This window comes from Salinadaptatus halalkaliphilus (assembly GCF_006543045.1).
Taxonomy (GTDB): domain Archaea; phylum Halobacteriota; class Halobacteria; order Halobacteriales; family Natrialbaceae; genus Salinadaptatus; species Salinadaptatus halalkaliphilus.
In genome coordinates this window covers 446,356-459,171 of the sequence record NZ_RBZW01000021.1, presented here as the reverse complement: position 1 = coordinate 459,171, position 12,816 = coordinate 446,356, and the positions used below count along the sequence as shown (strand labels likewise).

14 protein-coding genes and 1 pseudogene are annotated in these 12,816 nt (G+C 50.8%); 10 read left to right on the top strand and 5 right to left on the bottom strand.

Annotation, left to right across the window (positions count from 1 at the left end; all coding sequences use genetic code 11):
- Nucleotides 1–401: 401 nt before the first annotated feature.
- The 5 genes and pseudogenes from D8Y22_RS09655 to D8Y22_RS09630 all read left to right on the top strand — a co-directional run.
- Nucleotides 402–571: pseudogene (locus tag D8Y22_RS09655) on the top strand (IS5/IS1182 family transposase); the annotation flags it as partial.
- Nucleotides 572–1,547: 976 nt separating this feature from the next.
- Nucleotides 1,548–1,976, top strand: a complete 429-nt coding sequence (locus D8Y22_RS09645; protein ID WP_141464488.1) for a glycosyltransferase — start codon at nt 1,548–1,550, stop codon at nt 1,974–1,976.
- A 198-nt stretch (nt 1,977–2,174) separates the two neighbouring features.
- Nucleotides 2,175–2,873, top strand: coding sequence for a hypothetical protein (locus D8Y22_RS09640; RefSeq protein ID WP_141464487.1), 699 nt, complete (start codon nt 2,175–2,177; stop codon nt 2,871–2,873).
- Between the two features lie 26 nt (nt 2,874–2,899).
- Complete coding sequence (locus tag D8Y22_RS09635; RefSeq protein WP_141464486.1) at nt 2,900–3,994, top strand: hypothetical protein; 1,095 nt, start codon at nt 2,900–2,902, stop codon at nt 3,992–3,994.
- Between the two features lie 147 nt (nt 3,995–4,141).
- On the top strand, nt 4,142–5,248 hold the full coding sequence (locus tag D8Y22_RS09630; RefSeq protein ID WP_141464485.1) for a glycosyltransferase: 1,107 nt from the start codon (nt 4,142–4,144) through the stop codon (nt 5,246–5,248).
- On the opposite strand, the gene D8Y22_RS09625 is transcribed toward D8Y22_RS09630, so the two are convergent.
- Nucleotides 5,243–6,187 (bottom strand): NAD-dependent epimerase/dehydratase family protein, encoded by a 945-nt coding sequence (locus tag D8Y22_RS09625; protein WP_141464484.1) that lies wholly within the window; start codon nt 6,185–6,187, stop codon nt 5,243–5,245. The genes D8Y22_RS09630 and D8Y22_RS09625 overlap by 6 nt on opposite strands.
- A 273-nt stretch (nt 6,188–6,460) precedes the next feature.
- Between D8Y22_RS09625 and D8Y22_RS22345 the strand changes: the two genes are divergently transcribed.
- Nucleotides 6,461–6,613, top strand: coding sequence for a hypothetical protein (locus D8Y22_RS22345; protein WP_174811815.1), 153 nt, complete (start codon nt 6,461–6,463; stop codon nt 6,611–6,613).
- A gap of 114 nt (nt 6,614–6,727) precedes the next feature.
- Here the strand turns inward: D8Y22_RS22345 and D8Y22_RS09620 are convergent, their stop codons facing one another.
- Both D8Y22_RS09620 and D8Y22_RS09615 read right to left on the bottom strand, forming a co-directional pair.
- Entirely contained in the window at nt 6,728–7,681 is a 954-nt protein-coding gene (locus D8Y22_RS09620) for a glycosyltransferase (RefSeq protein WP_141464483.1), read from the bottom strand.
- 95 nt (nt 7,682–7,776) lie between these two features.
- On the bottom strand, nt 7,777–8,763 hold the full coding sequence (locus D8Y22_RS09615) for an SDR family oxidoreductase (RefSeq protein ID WP_141464482.1): 987 nt from the start codon (nt 8,761–8,763) through the stop codon (nt 7,777–7,779).
- A gap of 18 nt (nt 8,764–8,781) precedes the next feature.
- Here D8Y22_RS09615 and D8Y22_RS09610 point away from each other — a divergent pair, with 18 nt between their 5' ends.
- The 4 genes from D8Y22_RS09610 (at nt 8,782) to D8Y22_RS09595 (ending at nt 10,564) form a co-directional block, all read left to right on the top strand.
- Complete coding sequence (locus tag D8Y22_RS09610; protein ID WP_246084389.1) at nt 8,782–9,522, top strand: glycosyltransferase; 741 nt, start codon at nt 8,782–8,784, stop codon at nt 9,520–9,522.
- Between the two features lie 121 nt (nt 9,523–9,643).
- Nucleotides 9,644–9,928 carry a DUF433 domain-containing protein gene (locus D8Y22_RS09605; protein ID WP_141464480.1) on the top strand — a complete coding sequence of 95 codons (285 nt, stop codon included), beginning with the start codon at nt 9,644–9,646 and terminating at the stop codon, nt 9,926–9,928.
- Nucleotides 9,925–10,275 (top strand): DUF5615 family PIN-like protein, encoded by a 351-nt coding sequence (locus D8Y22_RS09600; protein WP_141464479.1) that lies wholly within the window; start codon nt 9,925–9,927, stop codon nt 10,273–10,275. The genes D8Y22_RS09605 and D8Y22_RS09600 overlap by 4 nt, the downstream gene beginning before the upstream one ends.
- Nucleotides 10,276–10,315: 40 nt before the next feature.
- A complete protein-coding gene (locus D8Y22_RS09595) occupies nt 10,316–10,564 on the top strand; it encodes a UPF0175 family protein (RefSeq protein ID WP_141464478.1) in 249 nt (82 codons plus the stop codon).
- Nucleotides 10,565–10,753: 189 nt separating this feature from the next.
- On the opposite strand, the gene D8Y22_RS09590 is transcribed toward D8Y22_RS09595, so the two are convergent.
- Together D8Y22_RS09590 and D8Y22_RS09585 are read right to left on the bottom strand one after the other, a co-directional pair.
- Entirely contained in the window at nt 10,754–11,038 is a 285-nt protein-coding gene (locus D8Y22_RS09590) for an antitoxin VapB family protein (protein ID WP_141464477.1), read from the bottom strand.
- 383 nt (nt 11,039–11,421) lie between these two features.
- Nucleotides 11,422–12,762 (bottom strand): RNA-guided endonuclease TnpB family protein, encoded by a 1,341-nt coding sequence (locus tag D8Y22_RS09585; RefSeq protein ID WP_141464476.1) that lies wholly within the window; start codon nt 12,760–12,762, stop codon nt 11,422–11,424.
- Between the last annotated feature and the right edge of the window lie 54 nt (nt 12,763–12,816).

Genomic DNA, 12,816 nt, shown 5'->3' with positions numbered 1-12,816 from the left:
ATCCGACTTCTAGTCTAGTTAAAGTGACTATTTTAGACGCTAGTGCCCACACCATGATAGGTCGCAGCTAATTTCGAAAGCGTGCAACGGGCTATCAAATAGTTTATTGTAAGCTTGTTTAGCAAATGGCTGCACCTGAGGTGGTAGGGAGTCATGGATCCTTTGGAGCATATCTTTTCACAAAAAGTCACACCATATTACTCTTTGGTGTGAAGCCGGAAACCGGGTGAGGTACATTCATTCTGCCGTGTATAACCTGTTTAACCTAACCGATAAAGTGGGGGGAAAGTTGTGAAACTAACTTGAGGTATTTTGAGACTGGGGGCCTGATGAATCCACAGACGGCACCGACTTGATCCGTTACCACTAGGGGAGTTAAAGCGGGAACCGCCGGATGCTTCATGTCCAAAATTTCCCACTTCACAGTGAAGGTTGTGACGTTGGCTGAAAGTGCTGTTAGTGGCCGAGACGATCCGCTGCCCCCGCAGGGTGTGACAGGGTCGCTGACTAGGCCGTCGTTTCGTTCTATTGTCTCCGGATTTACTTGGAGAAGTCCTACCGCGAAGCACTCTAAATGTAAACGATACCAATTATTTTTGATGAATAGTGATACGCATCGTGATTTCCCATTCGGAAGGTTTCATCGATTGTACCACTCTGGACTGATATTACCCGATTTTGGAATATATACAAGACATCAATCGAACTTGAGCCAACATTTGTGCATGTAAACGATGATTCGAAAACGGAGAACGCTGGGGGAATATTGAATATGGTTAACGAATTTTGCGCCAATTTAAATGAGAACGAGCGTACAAAGGATGCGAAACAGCCAATGAATGTTCGAAAGCCGCGAAGGCTTGTTTACGGTTAAACTTTATAATCCTAAAATAGACCAATTACCCCCAACTTTATACAGAATTGTTTTCTGCTAAGGATTGTAAACGTTCAAAGAAAGGTTATGGTTCGACACGAAAAAACTATCCTGACGAGAGGCAAACCGACGGGGGGTTTCTGTCGACAGTCGTACGAAACCGGATCAATATCGCCAGTTACACCAGGAAATTTACCGCTGCACCAAGGCAGACGAGCAAGAACAGGAAGACGGTTGTTGTAATTCGCGAACAGGTGGTTTTTCCGATTTCTCGAGTCGGAAAGACGGAGATTCCAATGAGCACGGCGGCGATCCCTGTCGGGAGATCTCACCGAATGGGAGTCGGATATCGGCCGGTTTGCGAACGTAGTACAGTGAGAGCATGAATCCGGTGGTAGCCGAAAGCGCGGTGGCGATTGCGGCGTCGACCCACCCAATCGAGTAAACGAGGGTGGAATTGAGAGATACGTTCGACAAAATAAAGTCCCCGTTCGCGCAGAACGCAAGGTCGGGTCGATTGATATCATTCAGTGGCATGATCAGCTGTTTGGTGTGGATATAAAGTACTACGCTCACGAGGTGGATGACTAAAAATTGGGCACCGATTGCGAGTTCTGGACCGTAAATCAACATTAGTTGATCGCCGAGAAGTGAGGCGCCGACGATACCCGGAATGAAGAGAGTCCGGGAACGTCAGAGCATCGTCCATGCGCTTACCCACCAGTTTCAGATCGTCTTCTGTGGAGAGCTTGCTCATTTCTGGGAACAGCATCGTGCTAATCTCGCTCCCGGAGACCTCGAGGAACATATCCCGGGTTTCGACGAACCCGCTGCTGTGTTCCACTCGGAGGCGATGGCGCACGGACTGCCGGCCATCTGTAGCGACTCGAACGGGAGGAAATACTACATCGAGGAGAGAGAAACGGAATACGTATTTCGAAGTCAGGATAGTGACTACATCGTCGAGAAGCTTCGCCGGATCATACGCGACCGTGACGAACTCGTTCGCATGGGTGAGCAGAGTTACGAGCTCGTCGAGTCAGATCTGGGTCCGGAAATCTATCACGATCGGTTACTCGATTACTCGAAATCGTCGAATTGATCCAGTAGGGGTCGTGGTACGTGGATGTAGGGGATTGGAATCCTGATCGACAGTCCTATTTCGATCGACTACATTTGGCTGGATACGACCACTGCGATGTCTGCCACAGCCCGACTGAAAGACGCGATCAAATGGGGGGTGCCTGATCCGATCCTGTTTCGGGTCTCACCGTACGTGGTACGGTGGTACGCCAAAACGATGACGTGGTACACATGTGGGCGGCATTACGAGGCTCCGATCGATCCCTTAGAAGTATTAAACATCGACCCATCGTCCGTTAATAAAGTATCACTCCCGTCCTCAAAAGACTGTTTTAATCACCCTAATAGTGTATGTGAAGTAATTGGTGGTGAGTGGGATGTAGAATCCACGCCAATTGAGGAGTATGTATTTTATAGCTCGTTTCAAGACCATTTTAAACACAATATCCCCTGGGAAGAAACCAGATTCTACAATAAATGGGGTGAAAGGTTTAACGCCGGCGAGTCTGCCTGGGGTTGTGAAACTCTGACAGATTTCAATAAAAGATTAAAACATATCGATGATCTATACCAGACCATAGATCATGGTGGATATCAGTCTCAAAAAAGACTCCAAACCCAATCCAATATTACTGCACATAGGAAAATTCACCAATATTGTCCGCCAGAATTTAATGAAGTTGTTGTTAATGTGGGCCGGGATGGAGACTTTATATTGAATGATGGCCGTCACCGATTAACCATAGCAAGAATTCTCAATTTGGATAAAATTCCAGTCCGAATAAAAGTTCGTCATAAGAAGTGGCAGCGAAAGCGTGACAAAATGGTTAGTAATTATGTAGATAGTAGTAATACGCAGATGAACCATCCAGATATGACTCAGACAATCAGTGGACAAGATCGTCACTTTTGTTAAAACACACATCATAACACAAACAGATAATGACTACCTTCAGATTTTTAGACCAATACAATGTAGAGATCACCGGCCAGGGTGAATTACATTCTTCACTGGAAGAATATTATAACCGGATATCCATAAATACAAGCAAGGATATTGATCTCCACTGCCATATTCGAGATGATATTGGCAACGCTGAGAAAATATTGGGAGATCCTAGAAGCTTTTACGGAAAATCAGACGGTGCATTCATACATAAATCGGATTTAGGATCATTTAAAATCGATCAGAATAGGGACTACATCGAAATAGGCAATGACACAGCATTGCATCTTGCATTTAAAATCATCGAATACCAAGTAAGGAAGAATTTGGCTGAAAATGATATTTGTATGGTTCACGCATCTAGTGTGAAGTTCAATAATACGACTGTTCTTTTTCCAGCTTGGCGCCATACGGGGAAAACAAATACACTGCTATCTCTATTGAAAAATCGTAAGGCATCATATCTATCCGATGATCGTCTCTGGGTCAGCAAAGATTGTACAGCGCATGGTTTTCCACTTCCAATAAACATTGAACCATATAATAACTCGATGGTTAATGAATCTGCTCGATCGCTGGCAGACATAAATAGATTCAAGCTAAGTAGAGTCATCGAGTCAAGAACTCATAAAAAAGAGACATTTATTGAAAAAGCCCTATATTTTTTCAACGAGTTTTACATTACACCGGATGCAAAAAAAATTATGCTCGAAGAGTTATTTAACGAGTGTAGTCATACCAGTAGTTCCCCAATTGATTTTCTAATTTTTCTCCAATCCCATAACCATAATGATGATCGGCCATATATGGAGAAAATATCATCTGACCAGGCAGCAAGATATCTGAGTTCGATAAATGAGTATGAGTGGAACTCATACATCCGTTCGATTTGTTCATCTTCCGATTTACTATTTAATAGAGATAGCGACAAAACGGACTTACACCAACTGGAGGAAACAGAGAACAAAGTGTTTGGAAGAATATGCCACGAACTACCAACATATGTATTATTCCTACCGCAAAAACAAGACTGGCATGAGGATAATTTGTCGAGCAGAGTTATTGAAAAAATTGAGAGTGTTTGTCTATGATATATTTATCTGTCGGAAGAGCAATAGAATCTACTAAAATAGTTCTCCGCCGATGATTGGTTAGGCCAATCTTAATACTATTACCCCTATGCGAAGGGCTTTAAATCCGCATCAATTAACGAATGAGTAATTAATGATGGTATTCCCATGAAAGTCTGTCATATCATAGACACATTATCCGCCGGTGGAGCAGAACACATGGTGCTGAATATAACCAAGAAACTTAATGATGATGATATAGACAATTCTGTTTGTTATCTGAATGACCCTGCTACTCTTCAACCAGAGTTTGAGACTGCTGGTGGAGAAGTTATCAAGTTGAGTGAACATGGAATGTACCACCCAATAACAATATGGATGTTATATAGAGAACTAAAGCGTAAAAACCCCGACATTCTTCACACGCATCTCCCGGCATCAACTATCATTGGTCGAATTGTCGGTAGGCTTGCCAAGGTTCCAGTAATCGTTAGTACTCAACACAACATCACAGATGCCTATTCTGATCGTAGTATGTTTCTGGAGCGGGTAACACGATCGCTAGATTCGAAAACGGTTCCCGTTTCAGAGAGTGTACTGAACACGATGAGACGCTCGGTGGATAATGACTTCCAAGTGATTTATAATGGAGTAGACGTAGAGTCGTTCTCTGATTTGTCCAACGACTACCTCATTCAAACCCATGATATCGAACCAAATGATACTGTGTTACTCAACGTCGGGCGATATGTGCCTCAAAAGTCACAAGCTCACCTGATTGATGCAATGAACGAAATAACGTCCGTACGATCAGATGTCCATCTACTTATTGTAGGTTGGGGCGACCTCGAAGATGAACTCCGTTCCAAAGTTGAGAGCCATGATTTGGAAGACTTTGTCACCATCACTGGATTTGTAAAGGATATTACAGACTATTACCGGAACGCGGATATCTTCATTTCTTCTTCTCGGTACGAAGGACTACCAGTAACATTGCTAGAGGCGATGGCGGCAAAGTTACCCATCGTAGGAACCAACGTTCCAGGGACCTCAGAAGTGATTGAGGACCAATCAAGCGGTGAGCTGGTTGAGTACGGAGATATTGATAGAATGGCTGAAGAATGCATCAAACTCTTGGATGAAACCCGCCGAGAGGAATATGCGGAACGAGCTTTCGATCGCGTAACTAACGAATTCTCCATCGATACCACTGTTAACGAATATTTAGGCCTATACAACCAGCTGGTTGATGTGGAGACGACCTCCGAGCTATAATTCGTTGGCTAGTGTTTCCGCTGCCGCACGAATCGCGTCGTCACTTTCCATTCGTGGTTCCCATCCAAGTGCAGAAAGTTTCTCGATCGATAACCGCATCCGCGGGACGTCACCGGTCCATCCCCGATCGCCTCCTGTATATGTATATTGAGGATCGACACCTAATACATCGCAGACGATGTCCGCGATCCGATTGACGGACGTCGTCGTCCGCGTACCGAGGTTATAGGTATGCATTGATCCCCCTGATGATTGATTGAATAGGTGGTGTTCAATCGTGTGGAGCATGCCGTCAATGCAGTCATCGATATGGAGATAAGATTTCTCTTGGCGTCCATTTCCCAGGATAGTTAACGTTTTCGGGTCAGATCGTAACTTCTGGATGAAATCCGGAATGACTGCACCCCGTAATCTTGATCCAACTACGTTAGCAAAACGGAAGTTCCAAACAGAAAATCCGTGAGAATGTGCATACGTCGAGAGGAGTCCTTCGTCCGCAAGTTTGCTTGCCCCGTAGACGCTGATGGGTTCTATTGGAGCATAGTCTTCTGGCGTCGGTTGAGGGGCTTCACCATAAACGGTCGAGGACGAGGTATACACAACATGCGTTACACCAGCGTCGTGCGCGGCCCGCAGAAGGTTGTGTGTCATTTCCGTATTATTTCGAAACTGCCTCTGGAGATCAGGATCGTTCACTTCCTTCCGCGAAGCAAGATGAAAAATAATATCAAAACTCTCATCAATTATACTCTCCGCAATATTTTCATCAGCGAGGTTAGCCTCTACAACTACTGCTTTATCATTGAGCCATGCAGAATTTCCCGTAGAGAAATTGTCTATAACGGTCACATGATTTTCATTGGTGAGTCTGTTGGCAATATGCGAACCGACAAATCCACCACCGCCAGTAACCAGAATACGTTGGTCAGTGATATCCATAAGTAGAATCAGTAATCGACCTAAATGGGTGTTGTGGAGTGACACTGACTCGCTCTCGACATCGGCTGGAAAAGTCAAAAAGGCTCTTGAAAGGGAGATCCGGAATTAACGCAGTACAGACCCCAAACAGAGACGATGTCCTTGACGGGTTTGAACTCATCCCACATACCGACCAAAAGTACATCCTCTGGGTCGGATCAATTGACCCCGAACAAATACAAACCGAAACAATACCTCGAACTCACTCGACGACCCCCGGAAACAGACTTCGTGATGATCGGCTCACCGGACCACAACGATCCCGACTACTACGACGAGATCGAAGCAGAAGCCGAGATAATACCTAACATGGAATTTCTCGGATTCGTCGACCTGAATGGGTTAGCGCCAGAATATGTCCGGGAAGTAGACAGGATGAACAAATAATCGGTTCGTCCTGAATTTTATATATTTTAAACCATCACTAATCGTTTCACTCAATCTATCTAGTCGTAGTTTCGAATACAATGCTTTCACATAGTCCAGTATCATTGTTACAAGCTATTCAGACACGTTTTGATAGATCCCCAATATCCGATCGCCGATCCGATCCCAGCTAACCGCTTGTACGGCCTCCCGTCCATCCGATTGTCCCCTCGAAATAACCACCGAACACACCAACCGTACCAGTTCCTTTTCATCAACTCCGACACCGCCAGGTGAAACCCCGGCTAACCGCTCCCGAACGTCCCCAACATCCGTAGTAACCACGGGCACGTTACACGCCATCGCCTCCTTCACCGTGTTCGGCGACCCCTCGTGCTTTGAGGTCAACAGCACACAGTCAGCGGCGTTCATGTAATACGGCACTTGGTCGTGATCGATCCCCGAGATCGTCTGTAACGTCACCTCGAAATCCAACTCTTCCGAAACCCGATCTACTACCCGCTCGGCCAGCGGGTGATTCTTCCGCTCGTAATCAGGCGAGTACGGAAACAGCACGTGTGTTCCATCCGGATCCCATCCGACGCGTTCTCGCGCCTCCTGACGATCGATCGGCCGAAACCGATCCATATCCACGCCGCTGGGGACGATATACGCGTTATCGCGTCCTAGTAACTCCCGCATCTCCTCACTGCGAACCGTTACTGCGTCCGTCCGCCACACACAGGCCTTCGTCACCAGTCCGTCGAAACCGACGACATCCGATCCCCAGAGCGTCAGCACGACAGGTAATCGGAACTGCGTCACGGCGTAAGGCGCGGTCAGTCCATAGTTGGCGTGGATAAGGTCGTACTCCCCTCGCCGAAGGGCCCGACGGACCTGCGGGACGAACTGCAGGTACTCTTTGATGCCTCGTCTCGAACCCATGTCGCCATCGATCTGATCCTCTCCGGGAACGACCAGAACGTCACAGTCGACGCCCATCGCCTCGAGCGTCTCGATCTGCCCCTCGAAAAATACTTCTTTCGAGGTCGTCAGATGCAAAACACGAAGATCGACTCCATTACCCATACGATGGTTCTCAACGATTCTTTCGACGCCTGGTCCATATACGTGTTCGTTCAGCACCGGTGACCGACTCGTAGCCGGTCACCAAGTTACCGAACTTATGATCGACGAACCAGCGGATCGTACCAGTCCTCGTTCTCTCGGTACCACTCGACGAATCGCTTCGCACCGTCTTCGATCGAGATACTGGGTTCGTATCCAAGTAACTCGTTTGCTTTCGATACGTCAGAGTGAGTGTGCTCGGCGTCCCCTTCTCGAGCCTCGTCGTAGACGATCTCGATCGACGGATCGATCTCGTCTCGAATCACGCGTGCGAGTCGGTCGATCGTAATCCGACCCGTCGAACCAACGTTCAGAACCTCACCGTCCGCTGCATCGGTCTCGAGTAGTCGTCGATTCGCGTCGACGATGTCGTCTACGTAGGTGAAATCTCGCGTCTGATTCCCGTCGCCAAAAATCACGGGCGATTCACCGTGGAGACACCGCGAGACGAAGTTGGTAAACGCCATATTCGGACGCATCCGCGGTCCGTATACGGTGAAGTATCGTAATGACACTGTCGGAAGCCCGTACACCTCGTTGTACACTCGCGCGTAGTGTTCGGCGGCAACCTTCGAAGCCCCATAGGGACTCACCGGCCGCGTCGGATGTTCCTCGTCGTACGGGAGATACTCGGGTTTACCGTATACCGAAGAGGAACTAGCGTTCACGAATCGTTTTACACCGCTCTCACGGGCTGCCTCGAGGAGAGTGAACGTTCCCTCGACGTTGAATCGGGTCGTTTTGTCTGGGTTTTCGACACTCGCACGAACGCCGGCCTGGGCTGCCTGATGGTACACGTATTCGGTGTTAGAAACGAGCTCTCGGACGAGATCCGAATCGGTGATACTCCCTTCGACGAACTCGTACACACCGTCGCCGTCCGACGCAGCAGAACGGGCAATTTCGACGTTTCGCTCTTTGATCCCGACCTCGTAAAACGGCTCGAGTGTATCGAGAACGACGACATCGTGGCCATCGCGGACGAACTGCTCGGCGAGGTGACCGCCGATAAACCCTGCGCCACCTGTGACCAGAATCCTCATTGGACCAAGATGTGCCTCTTGGATTCAAAAATACCCCGGAATTACACGCTCGACTCTCATATCGTAGGCCAATCCTCCTACGCGGCCCGCAACACCGGCATCCGAAACACCGACAGCGACGTCCTCGCGTTCGTCGACGCGGACATGACCGTCCCCGAGGACTGGCTCGAGTCCGCCCTCGAGACCTTCCAAACCCACGACGGCGATTACATGGGCTGTAACGTCGAGCTCACCCTCCCAGAGGACCCCACGATAGCAGCCCGCTACGATCACCACACGGGCTTCCCGATCGAACAGTACCTCGAGCGCCAACAGTTCGCCCCCACGTGTTGTCTCTTCGTCCGCCGAACCGTCTTCGAGGACGTCGGCCTGTTCGATCACCGCCTGCTCTCCGGCGGCGACAAGGAGTTCGGCAACCGGGTCCACGAGGCGGGCTACGACCTCCACTTCGCCGCCGACGCCACGATGTACCACCCGACCAGAAACACCCTCGCCGACCTCGTGAAAAAGGACCGCCGCGTCGGCCGCGGCCTCTGTCAACTCCAGCGCTATCACCCCGATCGCTACGGCCGGCCGGGCGTCCCGCCGCGACCGAGCGGCCTCAAGTCACCCGAATCCGATCTCCCCGCGAAAGACCGACTCGCCTTCGGCGCGCTCTCGAGGACCCTCACCGGCGTCCGCGGCCTGGGTTACTACCAGGAGTATCTCACCGGCGAGCGACGAACCGACCTCGAGGGCGTTCCGCGACTCGAGTCCTGACCCTCGGCGGGAGCGACGACGGGCCGCTCGAGTCGATAGCAGCCGGAAGTCTTTGTGTCGGCGTTCGGTCAACAGATCTCGAGGCCGACGGTTTATGAACGATCGGAGACAACCGTATGCTATGAGCGAGATCGTTTCGACCGAGGGTGTGATGGGAGGCCAGCCTCGGATCGATGGCCGGCGAATCAGCGTCGTTCAGATCGTCGAGTGGATCCACGAGGAGGGAATGGATCCGGAGACGGTCGCGACGGAGTTCGCCCTCGATCTGGCCGACGTCTACCGTGCACTCGCGTACTACTACGACAACGTCGACGAGCTGCGTTCCTATCGGGAGCGCCGTGACGAACGACGACGTGAGAGTCGGGACCGCCAGCCGTCACCGAACTCGGTATCCGAAACGCGATGAAGCGCTGCGTCGACGAGAATATCAAACGGTCTCTCACCGAACTCCTGGCGCAGGAAGGATACGACGTCGTTCGCGTGCAAGACGAACTCGAGCTCGGCTTCGAGGATACCGAAATCGTCACCTACTGTCGGCACAGCGAACGAGTCTTGCTTACGAACGACGATGACTTCTTCGAGTTCGAAGAGCATCCAGGTGTGCTCTTTTTGGTTGAACAACGGACGCCACCGCGTGACGCAGTAACTGCGATTCGACGGATCGACCGGCACGTCGCGATTTACGCGGACGAGTGTGGCACGTTCCCGATGGCTGGATCTGAGAGACTGGACGACGGACCGCTCGAGCGATAGCACCCGGAACTCTTTGTATCGCCGCGCTGTTGAAGATTATATGGGATCGATCGACGTTCCGAGTGACGTATACGATGCTCTGAACGTTCCCGAAGACGAACGAGAGGACGTTCTGAGACGAGAATTAGCTGTGGCGCTGTATCGCGAAGGCATCCTCTCGGTCGGTAAGGCGAGAGAACTATCCGGACTGTCCCGTCCCGACTTCCATCGTCTGCTCGGTGATCGAGAGGTTGACCGCCACTATACTCTCGAGGAACTCGAGGAAGATCGAGCGTTTACCCGGCGATGAGCTCGTTGGTTCTGATACGACTCTCCGTCTCAACCTGACGGTGGTCGATCGTCTCGACCTCCTCCGAAAGTGGTTCGAGGTGATACTGTCGCTCGTCGGTTCGAATTCGACCAGTCGATCGGCGATCACTGTCTTGGTTCGTCTATGTAACGTTTCGAAGGGAGGACGTGCCGAAAAAGAGATGAACCATCAATCGAGGCGTTCATTTCGGCCTTCGTCGACGAGTTCAGAGAGCGCCGCACCGTCGCTCGTCTCTTCACGGAGAGCTTTCAAATCGACCGACTCCTCGTGATCCGCAACGTCGATGGCGTTTCGCATCTCGCGTACCTGTTCGTCATCGAAGACATCGCGGAGGTCGCGGAGTGATCGTCCATCGATGAGACGCGCCACGGCGTCGCTGAACGTCTCGTTGTCGCGCTTACTCGCCTTGATACGTTCGTACACGTCGTCCTCGAGACGAATCTGCTGTGACATTCTTGTTGACTCCGTCGATGCCTATGACCATTAAGAGTAGGTCTCTCGAGAGAGTAACTAAATGGAGTCGAGTAACTGACTCTCACTGGAGCCGATACGTCATCGCAAGCGTTTCGGACTTTCCGTCGTTCGGGATCGCATGCGATCGCGGGGCTGTCGCTGGTAACCGTCTACGGAACGATCTGCTCTGAGGAAAGATCATCGTCGTGCCAACCTCACCTACCCAATCACAACCACTCGGTGCTCACGCGCTCGAGTCCGTGGACCTGTGGTTGCGGGTAGTGTACAGACATTTCGTGAACGATATCGGCGACATCGGCTGGCGGCATCGACAAGTCTGGAACGTGAAGTACCCCGCGCACGGTGGCGCGGGGCGTCCGTGTTTAGTCCCAAGAGGGTGACGCAACGGACGTTAATTCCTCTCGCGCTTGACTTGGGGAGTCTTGCGCCGACGTTCCGTGTCGGTGAACACCCGAACACAAATCGTGTCCGTGAGAGCCGGTCGCTCCACCACGACCCGATGCCGCCCGTCTCACCGTCCGCACACGCGGAAGGGTTTCGAGAGACGGCACAGTCTCATTCTGCTTCTTGAACCACTTTTGCACCACGCACACCGCCGCCTTCCGATCGGCGTGATCTTGGAACCCGCACTCACAGCACTTAAACCGCTTCTTCTGACGGTTCGCTCGCTCCGTGTGTTGGCACTCTGTCCGGGGACACTGCTGACTCGTGTATTCCGGGTCAACGTCATCACTCGGAATTCCTTTCCACGTAGCCTTGTACGACACCATCTCACGAAGTGCAGCGAACGGCAAACTGTGCAGGCGGCGGTTCATCTGCGTCCCGTAGTCGATGGAGTCTCGCATGTCTTTGAGGTCTTCAAAGACAATAACAGGATCCGTGAATTGCGACACCCATTCAACTACCTGACGCGATACTTTATGCAGGCAGTCGTGAACGTAGTCGCGTTCTTCCGTCTGGACGACGGACTCAAACGCTGTTTGCCCATCTTTCTGCATCCGCTTCCGTTTCGTGAAAAACTCGTGGCGCTGTTCCTTGATTTCAAGATATCCGATTATCACAGAGTCCAACACTGCCCCGTCTCGATTCATCGCCACGAGAGCGATGCAATCTTCGTTCAGGTCAACGCCGACGACTGTATCTGCATCGTCCTTACTGGCGACTTGGTGAGACTCGTGCGTGACGGTGACGTGAAGCCGCCACTCGCCGTGTTTGTGAACGACTTCGGCGGTTCCAACCCGCCACTCGTCGTTTTCGAGAGCGGTTCGCACCCGGTCGAAATGATCGGCGCTACCGCGAAGTTCGCCTTTGACGTGGTTTCGTGGGGCAGCACTGATACGGAACCGAACCGTATCCTCGTCTTCAACGAACAGTCGGTAGCCTTCCCCGTGGTTCATCACCAGTGGGTACAGCTCGTCGATGTATGGGTAGGGTCGGCCCCACCCGTCGTCTTTGTTGTCGAGGTAGGTTTCGATCTCGCCAAGTGCTTTGTCAACAAGTTGTTGGCTGGTGTTCTTGACGTGGTCAGCGTTATCCACGACGACCGATTTGAGATCGTCCCAATCCCACCCGTGGCGGTCGAGACGGTTGACTTCGTTGCGGATGCGGCGGGCTTCGAGACATCCGTTTCGCAAGTCGTCAGGACTCCCCGTGTCGATGTGTAACCCGAATGAGAGGGTGTGGGTGAGTTCAGACGACTGCATCGGAGTTTATTACAGCCTGAAATCTGTTAAGTGTAATGGTTTGACGCGCTTCAC